Here is an 18109-nt window from a genome sequence, read left to right as displayed (position 1 = left end):
CGACCCCTCAGGGTCCCTCCCAGTGGCCCGCCAGCTCGCGGAACAGGGGCGAGCGGGTCAGGAGTTCACCGGCGGTGCCCAGGTCGGTCCGCTCGCCGTCCACGACCAAGACGCGGGGGGCGCGGCGGGCCGAGGTCAGGCGGTGGGCGATGACGACCAGCGTTCCGGCGCGGGCGGCGAGCGCGTCCTCCGCGCGGGCCTCGGCGGCCGGGTCCAGGTGGCTGGTGGCCTCGTCGAGGATCAGCAGCGGCGCGGTCGCGACATGGGCCCGTGCCAGTGCGACGAGCTGGCCCTCGCCCCGGGACAGCCGACGCGGGTCGAAGGGGGTGTCGAGGCCGCCGAGGCGGTCCACCACTGCCTCCAGGCCGATCGCCGTCACCGCCGCCGCGATGTCGGCGAGCGGGACGGTGGGGCGCAGATAACGCAGGTTGTCGCGGAGGGTGCCGGTGAAGACGTACGGCTGCTGCGGGAGCAGGGTGCGCAGGGTGGGGGCCTCGTGGGGGAGGGCGAGCGCGGGGCGGTCGTTCCAGCGGACCTCGCCCGCCGTGGGCGCGAGGACACCCGCCAGGACCGCCGCGAGCGTGGACTTGCCGCTGCCGCTCGGTCCGACGACCGCGAGCTGGTCGCCCGGCCGCAGGACCAGGTCCAGCCGATCGAGGACGGGGCGGGCGCGCGGGCCGTACGCGAAGGAGACCCCGCGGAGTTCGGCCCGGAGGGCGGGGCTCCGGCCTGGGGCGGGGCGAGGTGGCGGGGGTAGTTCGGGGGCGGGGCTAGGCGGCGGGGGCAGTTCGGGTGCGGCGCAAGACGGCAGGGGCAGTTCGGGGGCGGGGCGAGGCGGCGAGGGCGCTTCGGGCGCCGGGCAAGACGGCGGAGGCAGCTCGGACGCCGGGCAAGGCGGCAGGGGCAGTTCGGGCACGGCGCAAGGCACCGGGGGCGCTTCGGGCGCCGGGCAAGACGGCGGAGGCTCGGGCGCGGAACAAGGCGGCGAGGGCGCTTCGGGCACGGAACAAGGCGGCGAGGCCAGTTCAGGCGCCGGAGGTGTGAAGCGGTCCAGGACGACGATCAACCGGCCGCCCGCCGCGCCCACCGCCGTCAGGAGGGCGTTCAGGGCGGGGGCCAGGGATGCCGTCAGATAGGTGAAGGCGCCCAGGAGTTCGCCGGTGGTGACTCCGGTGCGGGTCAGCCAGGGGGCGGCGGCGAGGAGGGTCAGGGGTGGGAGGCGTTCGGCTACGGCGAGGGCGATGACGCGGGCCGCCGACCAGCGGGCGAGGGCGTGGGCCGCGCGGGTCTGCCGGGCGGTGAGGTCGGCCGCCCGTCCGGCCGTCGGTCCGGCCGCGCCCGCCGCCGCGATGTCCCGCAGGGCCCCGGCGGTCTGCCCGGCGTGGGCCGCGTACTCCTCGTCCAGGTCGAGACAGGCCCGCTGGCGGGCGCCCATCGGGGCCAGGGTCGCCAGGAAGAGGGCCGCGCCCAGCAGCAGCGGGGGCAGGACGGCCAGCAGGAGGCTCGGCGCGAGGGCCGCCATTCCGGCCAGCGCCCCGGCGGCGGTGAACACGAAGCCCCGGGCGGCCAGCACCAGTCCCGCCCAGCCGTCCCGGGCGATCTCGCTCTGCTGGGTGACCTGCGCGAGCGCGCGGGCCGCGGTCGCCGGACCGCCCGTGCCGCCCTCGCCGACGGCCCGGCGCACCGCCCTGCGCACCAGCCCGTCCCGCAACGGCTCCACCAGATCGGCGAGCCGGGCGAAGACGCCCCGGGTGGCGAGGAAGGCCGGCACCAGGGCGAGGGCGGCGACGCCCAGCCAGAGCAGGCCGGTTGCGGGGTCGGCGGCGAGGAAGCCGTCGTCGAGGGAGCGGGCGATGGCGTATCCGCCCGCGAAGGTCTGCCCGGCCTCCAGCAGGGACCAGCCGCCGAGCCGGACCAGTGCGCGTCTGCGGGCCCGGAGGTAGGGGCGGCCCTCCCGGAACACCCGGCGCAGCGCCCCGGTCTCACTCACGGACCGCCGCCTCGCGCTCCGCCGCCGCCCCGAACAGCGCCCGGTACTCCGGGTCCCGCCACAGCTCCCGGTGCCGCCCGGCCGCCCGTACTCCCCCGTCCGCCAGCCAGATCACCAGGTCGGCCGCGGCGGCGGTGGAGGCGCGGTGGGTGACGATCAGGCGGGTGCAGGTTCCGGCGCGGCGGGCGAGGGCCCGGTGGACGCGGTGTTCGGTGACGGTGTCCAGGCTGGAGGTCGCGTCGTCCAGGACGAGCAGCCGCGCGCCCCGCGCGAACGCCCGTGCCAGTCCCAGGCGCTGGTGCTCGCCGCCGGAGAGCGGGGCGTCGGCGAGGGGCGTGGCGAGGCCGAGGGGGAGGCGGTCGAGGTAGTCGGCGGCAGAGGCGTCCCGCAGCGCCGCCGCGAGCCGTTCGTGGCCGGGGCGGGTCGGGCCCGCCGTGACGGTGTCCGCCACCGTCGTGCCGAGCGGCGCGGGGCGGGCGAAGGCGTAGGCGACGGCCTGGCGCAGGGGTTCGGGGGCGACGGCGGTGAGGGGGACGCCGTCCAGGAGCACCGTCCCGGCGTCCGGGTCGGCCAGCCGCCCGGCGACGGCGGCCACCAGTGACTTCCCGGCGCCGGAGCGGCCGACGAGGGCGGCCGAGGTCCCGCCCGGCACGGTGAAGGACACCCCGGTCAGCAGCCGTCGCCCCTCCCCCCGTACCTCCACGTCCCGCAGTTCCAGCGTCCCCGTCCCGCCCGGCGGCAGCGCGCGCCCGCGATGCGGGACGGCGGGCAGGGCGAGCAGCGGCTCCAGGCGGCGGGCGGCGCTGCGGCCCCGGGCGATCCCGCTGAGGGCGCCGGTGAGGACGCCGACCCCGACGGCGAGGACGGCGTACCGGGCAACGGCGAGCAGGTCGCCGACGCTCAACGCGCCCGCGGCGGTGCGGAGTCCGGCGACGGCCAGGACGAGCAGGCTGAGCAGCGGCAGCAGAACGGCGGCGCCCGCGGCGGCGCGGCCGTGGATGTCCCAGGTGCGGCGGCCGTGGTCGGCGAGCCGGCCGAGGGGTTCGGTGATCCGGGCGTGTTCGCGGGCGGCGGTCCCGGCGGCCCGTACGGTCGCCGCGCCGTCCAGGACCTCGGTGAGGCGGGTGGCGATGAGGGCCTGTTCGCGCTGGTAGTCGGCGGCGGTGACCGAGGTGCGGCGGACCAGGAGCCGCAGCAGGACCAGCAGGGCCGGGAAACCGGCGAACAGCGCGAGGCCGGTCCAGGGGTCGACGGCGAACAGGGCGACGGTCGCGCCGGCCGGCACCAGCACTCCGGCGACGGTCTGGGCGACGGCGACCGGCACGGCGGCGGCCTCGGCGGCGTTCGCGGTGAGGCGGGTGGTGAGGTCGCCGGGCGCGTGGGCGCTCGCGCGGCGGGCCTCGGCCCGCAGCAGCCGGTCCAGCAGCACCCCCCGCAGCCGGGCGGCGCCCCGGGCGGTGCCGGAGGCGCCGAGCAGGGCGGCCAGTGCGTCGAATCCGGCCTCGGCGGCGGTCAGGGCGGCGCAGAGGGCCAGCGCGGACCAGGGGAGGCGGCCGTCGGCCACGATCCGGTCCAGTGTGGTGCCGAGGGCGGCGGGCAGGGCGAGCGCGGCAAGGGCGCCGCCGGTGGCGCAGAGGATCAGCAGCGCGGACAGGCGCGAGGGCGGGCGGGGTGGAGGTGACGGGACCGGCCCCGGAGGGTGTCCGGGACCGGTCCGTACCGCCTGGTGGGTCAGCGGTCGAGTCACTCGGCGCGTCGTGAGCGGGCGGTCGCGCTCAGAAGCACTGGATGAGGCTGACGGAGCTGCCCTGGCAGAGCAGCAGGCTCGCGCTGCTGACGCTCTCCAGGTCACCCATCGTCTGCTCCTCGGCGGACTCGGCGATCTCCAGGCTCTGCAGGTCGAGAAGGGCCATGATGTGCTCCTTTGTGAGGGGGACGGTTCGCGGACGGATTTGGTGCGGTGGTGGCACCTGGGTGGTGCCCCCGGGTGGTGCGGTGGTGCTCGACCCCCGACAGGTCGGGGGCGTTCAGGGGGCGCCGGGCGGCGCGGGTGGTGACGGCAGCGGTGGGAGCGGCGGCAGGAAGGGCAGGCCGACGGGGGTGGCGGCGAGGGCGGCGCCGAGGGCGAGGAGACAGCCCGCGGTGCCGGTGGCCAGATCCATCGAGCGGCGCATCAACTGTTCGCCGGGAAAGGCGAGTTCACCGGCGTACGGGGTCGCTTCGAGGCCCATCAGCCGGATGTGGCGGTCGAGGACGCGGCGGCGTTCGCCGGGGTCGCCCGCGCGGGTGCGGGCGAGGTGCAGGACGAGTCCGCCGATGCCCCGGTACAGCGCGGGCTGGATGTAGAACGCCGATCTGAGGGCGGGGTCGATGGCACGGCGGGCGGCGGCGAGCGGGGCGTCGTCGGGGCGGTGGGCGAGATAGTCGTCCAGGACCAGGGCCACTCCCGCGCTGCCCGCGCCGAGGTAGGGCATCAGCCGCCGCCCCTCCACCACATGCAGTCCGCCGCCGGGCGCCGGCTTGCAGCGGTCCAGGTCGCGGCGGAGGGCGGTCGCCGCGTGATCGAGGAGTACGGGATCGCCGGTGGCCTCGTGGCGGCGCACGCACATCAGGGCGATGCCGGTGGCGCCGTGCAGGAGGCCGGTGCGCGGGGAGGGCGGGCCGTCGGTGAGGGTGTGGGCGGCGCGTGCGGCGCAGCGGTCGGCGGCGGCGGTCAGTGCGGGGTCGCCGGTGGCCTCGCCCAGGTCGTACAGGGCGAGGGCGATTCCGGCCAGCCCGCCGTGCAGATCGGGACCGAGCCGGTCCAGGGGCTGACGGATCAGCAATTGGGCCAGTTCGGCGGCCTGCGCGGGGTGGCCGAGGCGGTGCAGGGTCCAGGCGATGCCGGCGAGTCCGTCGTGGAAGCCGGGCGGGGTGCCGGGGGCGGGTGACTTCACCCGGTCGAGGAGCCATTCGACGGCCTCGGGGATGCCGGGCGCGCCGGTCTCGTGCAGGGCGTAGAGCACTCCGGCCGCGCCATGGCCGAAGCACTGTCCACCGGCCGGGTTGGCGAACTGGGCGATGTCGCCGGGGAAGCAGCGGTCGGGGCGGTCGGGGGTGGCGGAGGCGGCGAGGGCGCGGGCCATGGAGTCCCGGCTGCGCGGCCAGTCACCGGCTTCGGGCAGGGACTCGGGCCCCGGCGGCCGGGGAATGGCCCCGGGCTCCGCACCCCGGTGGCCGGTGCCGCGCAGGATCTCCCGTACGGCGGGTGCCAGGGCGGCCGGGGGCACCGGGAAGGTCTCGGCCGCGTACTGGGCGAGGCGGGGCGCGCGGTCGCGGTCGACCATGAAGAGCGTGGTCAGCGGCAGGAACAGGGCGAGCCGCAGGCAGGCCAGGGCGTAGGCGTCGATGGCCCGGCCGGTGTGGTCGGCGGGGGCGACGAACGCCGGGTTGGCGACGACCTGGGTGCGCTGCTCCTCCTCGATGGGGAAGGCGGCCTCGAAGTCGAGCAGGACGACCCGCCCGGTGTCCTCGTCGACCATGATGTTGCTCATGTGGAGGTCGCTGAAGACCAGGCCGCGGGCGTGCACCTGGGCGACGGCGGCCTCGACCCGCGCGTGGACGTCCTCGGCCCAGGCGGTGTAGTCGGCGAGCGCGTCCTGGGTGACCGGCGCGGGCCGGGAGAGCGGGAAGCGGCGGACCATCGCGGTGTTGAGGGTGCGGCCGGGGATGTGCTCCAGGGCGAGGAAGCGGTGGTCGCCGACGCCGAAGCTGTCCAGGACGCGCGGGACGCAGTCCAGTCCCGCGAGCTGTTCCAGCGCCGTCCGTTCCCGGTCCAGGCGGGTGACGGCGTCCGCTCCGTCGGTGCCGAGCCCGGCGTGGGGGCGGGCCTCCTTGAGGACGACGGTGTCGCCGGTGCGGGTGTCGCGGGCGAGGTAGACGCCGCCGCCGTTGGAGAAGTGCAGGGCGCCCTGGAGGTCGTAGGGCAGGTCGTGGACGGCGACGGCGGCGCGGGCGTCGAGGTGCGGGCGCAGGAACGCGGGCGGGGTGACCCAGTCGGGGAGGGTGAAGCTCGGGCCGCGCGGGTCGGGGACCAGGGTGCCGCCGGGTTCCTGGACGGCGGGGACGGGCCGCCCGTCGGCGCCCAGGCAGTAGCGGGCGGCGAAGGCCCCGTACCGGACGTGGACGGGTCCGGCGCCGATCCGCAGATCGCTGAGGATGTACGGGCCGTGCTCGCCGTCGAGCAGGGCGGCCAGGTCCTGGCACAGCCGCTCGAAGGACTCCTCGTCGGCCGGGTAGACGGTGATGAACTTGCCGCTTCCGGCGCGCTCCGCGTACTTGGCGTTGCGCAGCTTCAGCAGCCGGGGCCCGGGGACGAACTTGTGCGGGACGCGGTGGGCCAGGCAGTGGGCGTGCACCCGGCCGAGGACGGAGGCGGCGTTGTCGGTGGCGGCGGCGACATGGATCTTCCAGCCCTGTTCGGGGAGGGTGACACCGGCCGGCACCCAGGACAGCCAGTCACCGGAGCCGGTGGTGAGCCAGCCGTCCGGGACGGGGGTGCGGGCGGGCTCGTAGCGGTCGCTGTCCGGGGCGCCGGCGTCGGCGGTGCGGGACGGGGTGTCGTAGAAGTCACCGTCGGTCTGGCAGTACGCGGCGTACTCCGGATTCAACTGGCCCTCCTCCAGGTCGTGTCGGGGGTGACAGCGACCTGAACGAGGCTGGCAGCACGGCGCGGGACGGCACAGTCCCCGTTGTCACGTCCCGGCCGTGGCGTTCGCACATGACGGACGCGGCCGGGGACCGTGACGTTCAGGAGGTGTACGGCGGTTGACCTGGGGCTACGCCCTCAGGGCGGGCAGGACCGTCTCGGCGACCCGGTACGCCTCCTCCAGCAACGGGTTGGCGGAGAGGATGAAGGTGTCGACGCCGAGCGCCTCGTACTCCTTCAGCCGGTCCACGACCTGGGCGGTGGAGCCGACCACGGCGGTACCGGGGCCGGGGCGGAACAGGCTCATGCCGGGCCAGAGGTTGGGATGGGTCTCCAGTTCGCGGGCGCGGGCGGGGACCCGGCCGCCGTGCTGGCGGAACTGGCGCTGCCAGCCCACCCCGTCCTCACCGGCCCGGCCGCCGAGCTGACGGGCGTAGGTGGCGTCGCTGGTGACATCGAGGAGCCGGTCGGCCGCCGCCCACGCCTGCTCCTCGGTGTCCCGGACGATCAGATGCAGCCGCAGCCCGATCCGCAGCTCACGGCCGTGCGCGGCGGCCCGTTCGCGTACCCGGTCGAGTTTCTCCTTCAGCAGGTGGGGCGGTTCGCCCCAGGTGAGATAGACATCCACGTGCTGGGCGGCCATCTCGATCCCGGCCGCCGAGGAGCCGCCGAACCAGAGGGGGACGTGCGGGGTCTGCACGGGCTTGAGGTCGCCGAAGGAGGCGCCCGCGTCCTGGAGGTCGTAGAAGCGGCCCTTGTGGTCGAAGACCTCACCGGCGGTGAGGCGTTTGACGAGGGACCAGTACTCGGCGCTCAGCTCGTAGCGTTCGTCGTGCTCGACGTTCAGCCCGTACTCGCGCAGGGTGCGGGTGGAGCCGTTGACGACGTTGAAGCGCAGCCTGCCGCCGAAGAGGGTGTCGAAGGTGAGGGCCATCTTGGCCAGCAGGGTGGGTGCGATCAGCCCGGGGTGGACGGCCAGCAGGGGCTGGAAGCCGGGGCCGGTGGCGGCGGCCAGGGCGCTGCCGAGCGGCCAGACGTCGTGCAGGTCGGTGGCGAGGAGCGCGCCGCTGAACCCCAGGCGTTCGACGGTGCCGGCGAGTTGCTGGAGGTAGCCGAGGTCGACCGGGCGGCGGCCCTCGGGCTCCCAGGGGTAGGCGCCTTCGCGCGGGATGATGTACCAGAGGACTTCGGAGGGCATGGGTGCGTTCTCCCCGCTCAGCGCTGCCGGGCGATGGCGTCGGCGACCGTGACGGACCGGTCGATGAAGCCGGTCCGGGCGAAGATGTCGGCGGCCTGCTGCTGTTCGGCGAGGAACGCGTCGCTGACGTCCTCGATCCGCCAGGGCAGGGCGCGCAGGGCGTGCTCCCAGTCGTCGGCGGTGCCGCCCTGGTGGTCGGCGGCGATGGCGGCGGCCTCGCGGGGGTGGGCCTTCGCCCAGGCGTCGGCCCGGCGCAGTGCGCGTACCAGGGCCTCGACCACCTCGGGCCGCCGCTCGGCGAGTTCGCGCCGGGTGAAGAACACCGACCGGTCGGTGATGACCTCGCCGGTGCGGACCAGGACGCGCAGTCCGCCGGTGCGCAGGGCGGCGGCGAGCTGCGGGCCCTGGGCGACCCAGGCGGTGATCGTCCCGTCGCGCAGCAGCCGCTCGCTGTCCGCGCCGCCGCGGACGGGGGTGATGTCGGTGGCGTAGGACAGCCCGGCGTCGTCGAGGGCCTTGGCGACCAGATGGGTCTGCCAGGAGCCGACCGCCAGATGCACGGTGCCGCCCTTGAGGTCGGCGACGGTGGTGACCGGGCTGTCCTCGGTGACGAGGAGCGCGCCGTGGTCGGGGCGCGGGGCGGAGACGGCGGTGTAGACGAGGTCGTGTCCGGCGGCCTGGGCGGTGACCGGCGGGGTGGAGCCGGTGCCGCCGAAGTCGATGACCCCGTCGGTGAGGAGCTGTCCGGTGCGGACGCCGTCGGTGTAGGTGTGGAAGGCGGCGGTCTCCCCCACCGCGGCGAGTTCCTCGGCGGCGTGGTCGAGGCGGGAGAGGTAGTAGAGGGTGGGGTTGCTGCTGTGGACGCCGATGGTGATGGTCATGGGGTCACTCCTTGGGTGGGGTGGTGGGTTCGCCGGTGGCGGCGGGGACGCCGAGGTCGGCGAGGAGACGGCGGCGCAGGGCGGCGAAACCGGGGTCGCCGGGGTCGCGGGGGCCGGGGAGGTCGACGCTCTCGTCGGTGATGAGCCGTCCGTCGCGCAGGACGCACACCCGGTCGGCGAGGCGGACGGCCTCCTCCACATCGTGGGTGACCAGCAGGACGGCAGGACGGTGGATCCGGCACAGCTCCCCGACGAGGTCCTGCATCCGCAGCCGGGTCAGGGCGTCGAGGGCGGCGAACGGCTCGTCCAGGAGCAGCAGTTCGGGTTCCCGGACCAGGGCGCGGGCGAGCGCCACGCGCTGTGCCTCACCGCCGGAGAGGGTCCCGGGCCAGGCGCGGGCATGGCCTTCGAGGCCGACCTCGGCGAGGGCGCGGCGGCCCCGCCCGGCCTCCGACCGGGGCAGGGCGACGGTCACATTGGCCAGGACCCGCTTGGACGGTACGAGCCTCGGCTCCTGAAAGACGATGGTCCGGGCCTTCGGCACCCACACGTCTCCGGCGTCGGCGTCGTCCAGGGCGCCCAGGATGCGCAGCAGGGTGGTCTTGCCGCTGCCGCTGGCACCGAGCAGGGCGACGAACTCGCCGCGCCGGATGGTGAGATCGAGCCCGGCGAGGACGGCCCGCTCCCCGAAGGTCTTGCGCAGCCCGCGCACCTCGACGGCGCTGGTGGTGGCGTTCACAGCGGTACTCATCGGCCCGCCCTCCGCCATGGCATCAGGGCCCGCTCCAGGAGCCGGACGAACGCGTCGGCGAGGAGTCCGAGCAGGCCGTAGACGAGGATGCAGACCATGAGGATGTCGGTGCGGGCGAAGCTCTGCGCCTGGGACATCAGATAGCCGATCCCGGCGGTGGCGTTGATCTCCTCGGCGGCGATCAGCGCGATCACACTGAGGGTCATCGACAGCCGCAGCCCCGCGAGCAGCGAGGGCAGTGCGCCGGGCACCACCACTTCGCGCACGATCGCGATCCGGCTCATCCCGAAGCTGCGCATGGCCTCCACCAGCCGGGCGTCGGTGCTGCGGACCCCGCTGGTGGTGGAGACATACATCGGGAAGGTGGTGGCGACGGCGATGAGCAGGATCTTGGCGATCTCGTTGATGCCGAACCACACCATGAACAGCGGGACCAGGGAGAGGAAGGGGATGGTGCGCAGGGTCTGGAGGGAGGAGTCGAGGAGTTCGTCGCCGAGCCGGGTGAAGCCGGTGATCACCCCGAGGGTGAGTCCGGCGGTGAGCCCGATGAGCAGTCCGATGCCGGAGCGGGTCAGGGAGGTGGCCAGGGCGTCGGAGAGCTGGCCGTTGCCCCAGAGTTCACCGACCGCGCGCAGCACGTCGGAGGGCGGGGCGAGGACATCGGGGGTGAGCAGGCCGGTGGCGGAGGCCGCCCACCACAGGGCGATCAGGGTGATCGGGCCGAGGGCCCGGACGAGGGCGGCGAAGCGGCGGGGGCGGTGGCGGGTGACGACGGGGCGGGGGGTGACCAGGCCGCCGGGGGAAGGGGTGGGTGGCTTGGTGAGGGTGACGGTCGCCGTCCGGTCGAGGGCCGTCATGACAGCCCGGTCACATCGAGCAGATGGTCCGCGATGTCGATCTGCTCGGGGGTCACCTGCTGCTCGGCGTAGAAGCGGGCGACGGCCTCGAAGCGGGTGATGTCCGCGTCGGTGATCGGCTCGACGGTGGCGCCCTTGCCGGTGAACTCGATCTGGATGCGCCGGGCCTCACCGCTGAGTGCCTGGGGTCCGGCGTCGGTGTTCACATTGAGATAGGCGGCCGGGTCCTGCTTCTCCTTGGCACTGCCCTCGTGGAGGTAGTCGTAGAGGGCGGTGACGATCTCGGGGTGCTCCTCGGCGAAGTCGGTGCGGACGGCGGTGAGGCTGTAGTTGTCGGAGCCGATGCTCTGGCCGTCGACCAGGAAGCGGGATTCACCGAGGCCGAGTTCGGCGACGGAGTAGGTGGCCCAGACCGCCCAGGCGTCGACCTGGCCCGCGTTGAAGACGGCGGCGGTCTGATCGGCGCGCAGATACACCCGCTCCACCTCATCGGCCGGGATGCCCTCCTCGGCGAGGGCCTTGAGCAGCAGATACTCGCCGGTGCCGCCCTTGTTGACGGCGACCTTCTTGCCGACGAGCCCGGCGACGGAGTCGATCCCGGAGTCCTTCTTGACGAGGATGCCCTCGCCGACCGGGTCGGGAGCGGTCGCGGTGAAGAACTTGAAGCCGGGGTTCTGGGAGAGCGAGGTGATGCCGGAGGTGATGGAGCCGGTGGCGATGTCGAGCTGATCGGCGTTGAGGGCCTGGGCGGCGGGGGCGAAGGGTCCGGCGCTGCCGGTCCAGGCGACCTCGGCGTTCACCTTGGCGAGGGCCTTGTCGAGCGAGCCGTCCTTCTTGCCGACGGCGAGCACTCCGCTGTTGCCGGGGTCGGGGATCCGGACGGTGACGGTGGGTCCGGAACCGGAGCCGGAGCCTGCGGCAGCGGCGTCGGTGCTGCCGTCGTCGTCCGCCGTGCCGCAGGCGGTGAGGGTGGCGAGGGCGGTGAGCAGGGTCAGGGCGGCGGGAAGCCGGGCGGGGATGCGCATGATCTCTTCCTAGGGGGCGGGAGCGGAGGGGGCGGTCGTGGTGAGGGCGAGACGCAGGGGTGCGGGGTCGGCCCAGGCGTGGACGTCGACCGGTTCGGGCAGGAAGCCGTGCGTGTGCAGGGCCGCCGACTGCCGGGCCAGCAGGGCGAGGCGCTCCTCGGAGAGGTCGGGGTGGAGCGTGCGGTGGGTGCCGGGGCGGTAGGCGCCGCGGACCCCTTCGGCTCCGGCCCCGGTCTCGGCGCCGAGGATGCGGGCGACGTCCTCGGGCTGGGCGGCGGCCCAGTCGGCGGCGCGCAGCAGCACGGCGAGGAAGCGGGTGACCAGGTCGGGGTGCTCGTCCAGCAGACGCTGGTGGACGGTGATGGGGCGGGGGGTGCCGTTGTTGATCCGGTGGGTGCGGTCGGGCAGGTCGTCGAGTTCGACGGCGGCCTCGGCGCCGGCCCGCCGGGCGGCCTCGACGGCGAGGGCACCCTTGACGTAGATGGCGTCGACGTCTCCCCGGACGAGGGCCGCGAGTTCGGCGGACCACTGCGCGCCGGACCGCCCGCCGCCGCCGTCATCGGCGGGTACGTCGATCAGTTCGGCGTCCTCCAGCCCGTACCCGGCGGAGGCCAGGGCGCCTTCGAAGCCGCGCAGGGCCATGGCCCGCCAGAAGTCGATGGGCAGCGGGTGCCGGGGCAGGGCCAGCCGACGGCCGCGCAGGGCGGCGGCGCCGCGGATGCCGGAGCCGGGTGCGACCAGGATGGTCTGCCGCTCCTCGATCCAGGTCAGCCCGATCAGCCGGGTCGCCTCGCCCCGGGACCGGGCCCACAGCGCCGGGACGTTGCCGCCCTCGCGGAAGAGGCCGGGCAGGGCGTGGGTGTAGTGGGTGCCGCGGAGGCCGGGGGTCAGGTCGGACGCGTGGTCCTGGAGGGAGCGGACGGCGATCCCGTCCGGGGCGAACTCCTCCGCGAGCCAGTGCCGGTCGGCGGCGATCCCGGTCGCGGTGGGGACGGGACAGCGGGTGAACCACAGGGTGTCGGGGAGTGCGTGGCGGGGCGCGGGGGCCTCCGGCGTGGGCGCGGGGTGGTGCGGCATGGGCTCTTCCCTTGGCTGCCGTCCTTGCTGGACGGGGTGGGGTGGAGGACGCGGGTGGACCGCGGAGGGGGGTGGCGGGGCGTGGTGGGGCCGGTCGCCGGTGAGGGACGCGTTCGAGGACGCGGGAGGGCAGGGGCTCATACGGCGTGCCGCCTCGGTGACGGGGGTCTGAGCCGTACGCGAGGGGATCCGGCCGAGCCGGTGGAGCGGTGGGCGGCGGCCCGGTGGGTCAGCGACAGGTGGCGCTGGAGACGCGGCCGAGGTCGACATGGCGGCGAGCGGTCAGCAGGAGGACGGCGGTCAGGGACATCGCGTCGCTCCTTCCGATGGCTCGCGCCGGACCCGTTCCGGCGGCGTGACCGCAGCGTGGCACGGTCACCGAGGGCACGGCAAGCCGCTTCCCACGATGTGGGAGCGAACGTGAACAGGCTGTTTCAGCAGATGGGTGAGCCGGGTCGGGCATGCCGCCATATGGGAATCTGCTGGCGCGCGAAGAGCGCGAAGAGCGCGCAGAGCACGGAGAACTCGGAGAACTCGGCGGAGCAGCCCGAGGAACGGCACGCAGAGCGGCGCGGAGATCGGCACGTAGATCGGCACGGCGAAGAAGCACGGAAAGAGGCGCGGAGAGCAGACGCGCCGATGAGCAGCGCGCGGAAGAAGCGCGCGGAAGAGAGCGGAGCGGAATCGCGGTGGCACAGACACCCGTCGCCGGGGCGCAGGCGGTGCAGCGGGCGCTCGACGTCCTGCACTGCTTCCATGACAACGCGCCCGATCTGAGCGCGTCGGAGATCTCCCGCAGGCTCGGCCTCTCGGCGTCGACGGCGCACCGGCTGGCCCGTACGTTGCAGAGCGCCGGGTTTCTGGAGCAGGACCCCCGGACGGCCCGCTTCCGGCTCGGTCCCGCGGTCACGGAGCTGGGCAGGCTCTCGTACCACCAGCGGGGTCTGCATCTGGCGTCGCCCGAGCTGACGGATCTGGCGCGGCGGACCGGCGCGACCGCGGACCTGGCGCTGCGCAGCGGCCCGCACGCGGTGATCGTGGCGGGCGGTTCGGTCACCCCGAAGGTGGGGCTGCGCCGCCCGCTGCACTCGACGGCGCTGGGGAAGGTGCTGCTGGCCTGGCCACGGCCCGGGGAGAGCGGGGCGGAGGCGCTGCCGCCGCTGGTGGCGTTCACCGAGCGGACCATCGTCGACCGGGAGCGGCTGACGGCGGAGCTGGAGCGGGTGCGGGAGCAGCGGTACGCGGTCAATGACGGGGAGTCGGCGCAGGGGGTCCGTACCCTCGCGGTGCCGGTGCTGGACCATCTGGGGTCGGCCCGGTTCGCGGTGGCGCTGCGGGGCACGCCGGAGCTGATCACGGCGGACCGGTTCGACTGGTTCCTCACCCAGGCGACGACCTGCGCGCACGCGCTGGCGGTGCTGCTGCTGCCGCCGTCGCAGCGGGGCGGCGGCCTGGCCGGGCCCTGACGTCCGTCCACCGGGAACTGATCCCCGCCGATCACCCGTCCTCGACAGCGAGGTTGATCGTCGGAGGGACACGATGGCGCAGGAGAAGACGACGGCGGTGGCGGCGACGACGAGGACAGAGACAACTCGATGGGCGCGGGACCGTCCGGGCCGGTGGACGGCCGGTGAGTCCTGGGGGACGCGGGGCCGGGTGACCGCCGTCGCGGCGGTACTGACCGCGGGGCTGCTGGCCTTCCACCGGGCGGTGCCGAACACGGTGGGCGGACTGGGCAGTGTGCTGGAGTCGTTCCTTCCCTGGCTCGGGCTGCTGATCGTCGTACTGATCCTGGTGGCGGCGCTGCGCCGGTCGGTGCCGGCGTTGGTGGCGGTGCTGCTGCCGGTGGCGGTGTGGACGGACCGGTTCGGTGGGCTGCTACTGCCGGAACCGGAGGCCGCTCCGGGCGAGTTGGTGGTCGTCCAGCACAATGTCAGCGACGAGAACCCCGACCCGGCGGGCACCGCCCGTGCGCTGGCGGACGCGGAACCCGATCTGATCGCGCTGGAGGAACTGGTGCCCCCGGCGCTGGAGGTGTACCGGCGGACCCTCGCCGCGGACTATCCGCATCACGCGGTCAGCGGCACGGTCGGCCTGTGGTCGAGGCACCCGCTGAGCGAGGTGCGGCCCCTGGACATCAAGCCCGAGGGGATCACCGAGCCGTGGAACCGCGGGCTGCGCGCGCTGGTCAGCACCCCGCGGGGCGAACTCGCGGCGTATGTCGCCCATCTCCCGTCGATCCGCGTGGGCGCGAGCGGGCTGGCCTCGGCCTGGCGGGACGAGAGCGCCCGTCGGCTGGGCGCGGCGATCAGCGCCGAGCGGCAGGAGAGGGTGCTGCTCCTCGGCGATCTCAACGGCACGGTGGACGATCGCGGAATGTCCCCGCTCACCGCCCGCCTCGACACCCCGGAACGGGGCTTCGCCTTCAGCTTCCCGGCCTCCTTCCCGGTGGCGCGGATCGACCAGGTGCTGACCCGCTCGGCGACCGTCACCCACATCGGCACCCTGCCGCCCACGGCCAGTGACCATCTGCCGGTCGTGGCCCGGATCGACCCGGAGTGAGCGCTGGCCCCGGGGCGAGGGCGGATAGGGTGCCCCGATGGAGCGGATCCTGGTGGTGGGTGCCACGGGAGCGGGCAAGTCGACGCTGGCCCGCGCCCTGAGCGCGCGCACGGGTGTGCCGTACCACGAGATGGACGCGCTGTACTTCGACGGCCCCGGCTGGTCCGTCAACCCGGACTTCGCCGAGCAGGTGCGGGGCCTGACCGCCGGGCCGCGCTGGATCATCGACTCCCTGGGCTATCCGGAGGTCCGCGAGCTGCTGTGGACGCGGGCCGACACGGTGATCTGGCTGGACCATCCCCGCCGGGTCGTCATGCCGCGCGTCCTGCGCCGCTCCCTCCGTCGCTCCGCCACCCGCGAGCCCCTCTTCGGCGGCAACCGGGAGACCTGGTCGGACTGGCTGAGCCGGGAGCACCCGGCATGGTGGTCCTGGTCCCAGCACGCCCCGCGCCGCCGCGAGATCCAACGCCGCCTGACCGACCCCCGGTTCGCCCCTCTGGACACGGTCCATCTGCGGGGGCGACGGGCTGCGGAGGGGTGGCTTGCGGCGGTTTGAGTCGGGGTGACCCGGTGGTCGCGCGCACCGGGCGATCCGACGCAGACTCCGCTGAGTCACCCTCCCCCAACCCCCGCCCGGCGGCGCGGATCGATCACATCCCGGTACGTGGAACCGCCGAGCGCGGGCCTACTGCCGGCCACCGGCAGCGGCCATCTGCCGGTGGTGGCGGCGGAGGTCGGCCGGTGGTGGCGGAAGTCGGCCGGTGGTGGCGACGGAGGTCGGCCAGTGGTGGCGACGGAGGTCGACCGGTGGGCGTCCCGTCGGCGGCCTCGCTCAGCCGCCGGTGATCTCCACGGCGAGATCGTTGTCGACGGTGTAGTAGGGCCGGGCCGCCAGGTCCCCCGAGGCGTCCGGCAGCGGGGAGGACGACGGGTACACGAACACCTTCTTCCGGTCGGCGACATCGTCCAGCAGCCGCGCGGCCCGCACCAGGGGCGCGTCCGCCGACGGCCTCACGAACACGTCCCACACCCCGGGGCCCGCCGTGCCGCCGGACGACGCTTCGAGCAGGTCGCGATAGGCGGCGGTGAAGGTGAACGCGTGGGTGTCCTGGGCTGTCACCGCCGTCTCCCGCACCGGGCTCCCCTTCCCCCTGCGGCGCAGCACCGCCGCCGCCCCGGCGCCCAGCCCGGTGCCGAAGACCCGGCCGTGGACGGTCATCGCGGCATCGGCCACCCGTACCCGGTCCACCTCCGCGTGCGCCGCGCGCAGCCAGGTCCGTACGGCGAGGTAGCCGTCCAGGGTGACGTACGGGACGCGGACGGCCAGCGGGGTCGGGGAGGTGCCGGGGGTGCGGCCGGTGACCAGGGCGCGGAGGTCGCGGACGCCGGGCTGGAGCCGCGTACGGGAGTCGTCGTCGGGCGTGGGCAGCAGGTAGAGGTCCCAGCGGCCCTCGTCCAGGGCGGGGTCCGGGCCGAGGGTCGTCCGCCACTCACCGGGGCCGGATCCGGGTTCGAGGCCGAGGACCCGGGTGATCCGCTCCGGCCTGCCCTTCGGTGGGCGCAGCCGCAGCAGCAAGCGGGGCCGGGAAGCGGTGTCGGCGGTGGGCCCGGTGATCCGCAGGGCCATACGGCCGTCGGCGTCCACCGTGCAGTGCGCGCGCGGCTGCCCGCTCGCGCCGGGTTCGGGGCTGCTCATCGCTTCGCCTTCCGTACGGTCCTGAGGAGGGTGCTGGCGGCCGAGTAGGCGGCGTCACGGGCCGCGTAGCCACCGGAGACGAAGGCGGCGTCGAGGCCGGAGGAGCGGGTGGCGGCGGGGCGGCCGGCCGCGCGTGCGGAGGCGAGCGCGGCGAAGAGTTCCTCGGCCTGGGCGACGACCGGGGCGGGGGCGTAGCGGGCGGAGTTCTTGAGGGCCGCGTGTCCCATCCTGCGGCGGGTCTCGTCGTCCCGGACGAGGTCGAGGAGGGCGGCGGAGAGGGCCGCGCGGTCGTTCACGGGGACGAGACGGCCGTCCTCGCCGTCCGCGATGATCTCGGCCGGGCCGTGCGGGCAGTTCGTGCTGACGACGGGGAGGCCGCAGCGCATCGCCTCCACGATGGTCATGCCGAACGGCTCGAAGTTCGAGGTGGCGGCGGCGATGGACGCCTTGGCCCACTCGGCCTCCATGGGGATCGCGGCGCCCATGAGGAAGACGTTGTTGTAGAGGCCGAGGTCTTCGATCAGCTGCCTGAGCCGGTCGTGTTCCTCGCCCTTGCCGTAGATCCGCAGCTGCCAGTCGGGGTGTTCGGCCGCCACCGCCGCGAACGCCTCGATCAGCAGGTCGTACCGCTTCACCGGGACCAGTCGGCCCGCGGCCACCACCACGCGGGCCGTGCCGTCCGAGGGCGGGAGGGAGGGGTCGGGGACGCTGTTGGGGAGCGCCTCCACGCGGACCCCCGGCAGGCGCATCTTCCGGCGGTACGCGGCGGCGTCGGCGTGGGTGACCGTCGTCAGGGCGTCCAGGCGCGGATACACCCGGCGCAGCACCCGGCGCAGTCGGGGCGGGTGGTTGTCCAGGGTGAGGTGCTCCTGCCCGACCCGCAGTGTGCCGGTGCGCGCCTGGAGCGCGAGATGCACATTGAGGCCCGGCCGGGTCCCGACCACGACATCGGCGTCCGTCCCGGCCAGGAACTCCCCGATCCGCTCATCGGTCAGGGCGCTGTACTGCCGGTAGCGGTACTCGTAGGTGGGGAACACCTTGGCCGGTGTCAGATGCAGCGGATGCTCCCCCTCGGTCCGCAGGTCCACCAGCGGGCGCAGCCGGACTCCGGGGTGTGTGGGGACGTTGGGGCTCTCCCGGTGGCGGAGTGCCGAGACGATTTCCACCTCATGCCGTTCGGCCAGCGCGCCGGCCAGGTTGTTCGTGGTGGTGATGGTCCCTCCGATCCCATAGGCGTTGTGGATGAGGAAAGAAATCTTCATATGAGTACAGACTGTGTGGTTCACCGAGGCGTTGCCTCGACTGCACCGCTGATTCCGCGTGCGGTTGCGTGCCGCGCACCCTGCCTTGCCCTTGCCCTGCTTGCCGAGCCATACCGAGCCATG

Annotated in this window: 16 protein-coding genes; 3 read left to right on the top strand and 13 right to left on the bottom strand. The window is 74.6% G+C overall.

Going from position 1 to position 18109, the window contains the following annotated elements:
- Positions 1-7: 7 nt before the first annotated feature.
- The 11 genes from ABZX40_RS31885 to ABZX40_RS31835 all read right to left on the bottom strand — a co-directional run bounded on the left by ABZX40_RS31885 (position 8) and on the right by ABZX40_RS31835 (position 12776).
- Entirely contained in the window at positions 8-1990 is a 1983-nt protein-coding gene (locus tag ABZX40_RS31885) for an ABC transporter ATP-binding protein (RefSeq protein ID WP_355733458.1), read from the bottom strand.
- On the bottom strand, positions 1983-3737 hold the full coding sequence (locus tag ABZX40_RS31880; RefSeq protein WP_355733461.1) for an ABC transporter ATP-binding protein: 1755 nt from the start codon (positions 3735-3737) through the stop codon (positions 1983-1985). Before ABZX40_RS31880 ends, ABZX40_RS31885 begins: the two co-directional genes overlap by 8 nt.
- Positions 3738-3765: 28 nt before the next feature.
- On the bottom strand, positions 3766-3903 hold the full coding sequence (locus tag ABZX40_RS31875) for a SapB/AmfS family lanthipeptide (RefSeq protein WP_355733463.1): 138 nt from the start codon (positions 3901-3903) through the stop codon (positions 3766-3768).
- Positions 3904-4017: 114 nt separating this feature from the next.
- Positions 4018-6639 carry a class III lanthionine synthetase LanKC gene (gene lanKC / locus ABZX40_RS31870; RefSeq protein ID WP_355733466.1) on the bottom strand — a complete coding sequence of 874 codons (2622 nt, stop codon included), beginning with the start codon at positions 6637-6639 and terminating at the stop codon, positions 4018-4020.
- Positions 6640-6807: 168 nt separating this feature from the next.
- A complete protein-coding gene (locus tag ABZX40_RS31865; protein WP_355733469.1) occupies positions 6808-7875 on the bottom strand; it encodes an LLM class flavin-dependent oxidoreductase in 1068 nt (355 codons plus the stop codon).
- 17 nt (positions 7876-7892) lie between these two features.
- On the bottom strand, positions 7893-8756 hold the full coding sequence (locus ABZX40_RS31860; RefSeq protein WP_355733472.1) for an ABC transporter substrate-binding protein: 864 nt from the start codon (positions 8754-8756) through the stop codon (positions 7893-7895).
- 4 nt (positions 8757-8760) lie between these two features.
- The gene (locus ABZX40_RS31855) at positions 8761-9507 is read right to left on the bottom strand and encodes an ABC transporter ATP-binding protein (protein ID WP_355733475.1); all 747 of its coding nucleotides are present in this window, start codon (positions 9505-9507) and stop codon (positions 8761-8763) included.
- Positions 9504-10364, bottom strand: a complete 861-nt coding sequence (locus ABZX40_RS31850) for an ABC transporter permease (protein ID WP_355733477.1) — start codon at positions 10362-10364, stop codon at positions 9504-9506. The genes ABZX40_RS31855 and ABZX40_RS31850 overlap by 4 nt, the downstream gene beginning before the upstream one ends.
- Entirely contained in the window at positions 10361-11389 is a 1029-nt protein-coding gene (locus ABZX40_RS31845) for an ABC transporter substrate-binding protein (RefSeq protein ID WP_355733480.1), read from the bottom strand. The genes ABZX40_RS31850 and ABZX40_RS31845 overlap by 4 nt, the downstream gene beginning before the upstream one ends.
- 9 nt (positions 11390-11398) lie before the next feature.
- Complete coding sequence (locus tag ABZX40_RS31840) at positions 11399-12466, bottom strand: ABC transporter substrate-binding protein (protein WP_355733484.1); 1068 nt, start codon at positions 12464-12466, stop codon at positions 11399-11401.
- Between the two features lie 229 nt (positions 12467-12695).
- Complete coding sequence (locus ABZX40_RS31835) at positions 12696-12776, bottom strand: putative leader peptide (protein ID WP_356162764.1); 81 nt, start codon at positions 12774-12776, stop codon at positions 12696-12698.
- Between the two features lie 379 nt (positions 12777-13155).
- Here ABZX40_RS31835 and ABZX40_RS31830 point away from each other — a divergent pair, with 379 nt between their 5' ends.
- From ABZX40_RS31830 to ABZX40_RS31820, 3 genes are all read left to right on the top strand, one after another.
- Positions 13156-13932 (top strand): IclR family transcriptional regulator, encoded by a 777-nt coding sequence (locus ABZX40_RS31830; RefSeq protein ID WP_355733490.1) that lies wholly within the window; start codon positions 13156-13158, stop codon positions 13930-13932.
- A 73-nt stretch (positions 13933-14005) separates the two neighbouring features.
- On the top strand, positions 14006-15028 hold the full coding sequence (locus ABZX40_RS31825; protein WP_355733493.1) for an endonuclease/exonuclease/phosphatase family protein: 1023 nt from the start codon (positions 14006-14008) through the stop codon (positions 15026-15028).
- A 37-nt stretch (positions 15029-15065) separates the two neighbouring features.
- Complete coding sequence (locus ABZX40_RS31820; RefSeq protein WP_355733496.1) at positions 15066-15584, top strand: adenylate kinase; 519 nt, start codon at positions 15066-15068, stop codon at positions 15582-15584.
- Positions 15585-15860: 276 nt separating this feature from the next.
- Here ABZX40_RS31820 and ABZX40_RS31815 read toward each other — a convergent pair whose 3' ends face one another.
- Together ABZX40_RS31815 and ABZX40_RS31810 are read right to left on the bottom strand one after the other, a co-directional pair.
- The gene (locus tag ABZX40_RS31815) at positions 15861-16724 is read right to left on the bottom strand and encodes a transferase (RefSeq protein ID WP_355733498.1); all 864 of its coding nucleotides are present in this window, start codon (positions 16722-16724) and stop codon (positions 15861-15863) included.
- A complete protein-coding gene (locus tag ABZX40_RS31810) occupies positions 16721-17986 on the bottom strand; it encodes a glycosyltransferase family 4 protein (RefSeq protein ID WP_355733500.1) in 1266 nt (421 codons plus the stop codon). Before ABZX40_RS31810 ends, ABZX40_RS31815 begins: the two co-directional genes overlap by 4 nt.
- Positions 17987-18109: the final 123 nt, after the last annotated feature.

The sequence above is a fragment of the Streptomyces sp. NPDC004610 genome (assembly GCF_040609715.1).
Lineage (GTDB): Bacteria > Actinomycetota > Actinomycetes > Streptomycetales > Streptomycetaceae > Streptomyces.
Note: the sequence above shows the minus strand (reverse complement) of the source record. Positions and strands in the feature narration are given on the sequence as shown.

Coding starts and splice junctions, on each gene's coding strand:
- ABZX40_RS31875 (WP_355733463.1), bottom strand. CDS start 3,903: ATGGCCCTTCTCGACCTGCAGAGCCTGGAGATCGCCGAGTCCGCCGAG.
- ABZX40_RS31865 (WP_355733469.1), bottom strand. CDS start 7,875: ATGCCCTCCGAAGTCCTCTGGTACATCATCCCGCGCGAAGGCGCCTAC.
- ABZX40_RS31860 (WP_355733472.1), bottom strand. CDS start 8,756: ATGACCATCACCATCGGCGTCCACAGCAGCAACCCCACCCTCTACTAC.
- ABZX40_RS31855 (WP_355733475.1), bottom strand. CDS start 9,507: ATGAGTACCGCTGTGAACGCCACCACCAGCGCCGTCGAGGTGCGCGGG.
- ABZX40_RS31850 (WP_355733477.1), bottom strand. CDS start 10,364: ATGACGGCCCTCGACCGGACGGCGACCGTCACCCTCACCAAGCCACCC.
- ABZX40_RS31845 (WP_355733480.1), bottom strand. CDS start 11,389: ATGCGCATCCCCGCCCGGCTTCCCGCCGCCCTGACCCTGCTCACCGCC.
- ABZX40_RS31840 (WP_355733484.1), bottom strand. CDS start 12,466: ATGCCGCACCACCCCGCGCCCACGCCGGAGGCCCCCGCGCCCCGCCAC.
- ABZX40_RS31835 (WP_356162764.1), bottom strand. CDS start 12,776: ATGTCCCTGACCGCCGTCCTCCTGCTGACCGCTCGCCGCCATGTCGAC.
- ABZX40_RS31825 (WP_355733493.1), top strand. CDS start 14,006: ATGGCGCAGGAGAAGACGACGGCGGTGGCGGCGACGACGAGGACAGAG.
- ABZX40_RS31820 (WP_355733496.1), top strand. CDS start 15,066: ATGGAGCGGATCCTGGTGGTGGGTGCCACGGGAGCGGGCAAGTCGACG.
- ABZX40_RS31815 (WP_355733498.1), bottom strand. CDS start 16,724: ATGAGCAGCCCCGAACCCGGCGCGAGCGGGCAGCCGCGCGCGCACTGC.
- ABZX40_RS31810 (WP_355733500.1), bottom strand. CDS start 17,986: ATGAAGATTTCTTTCCTCATCCACAACGCCTATGGGATCGGAGGGACC.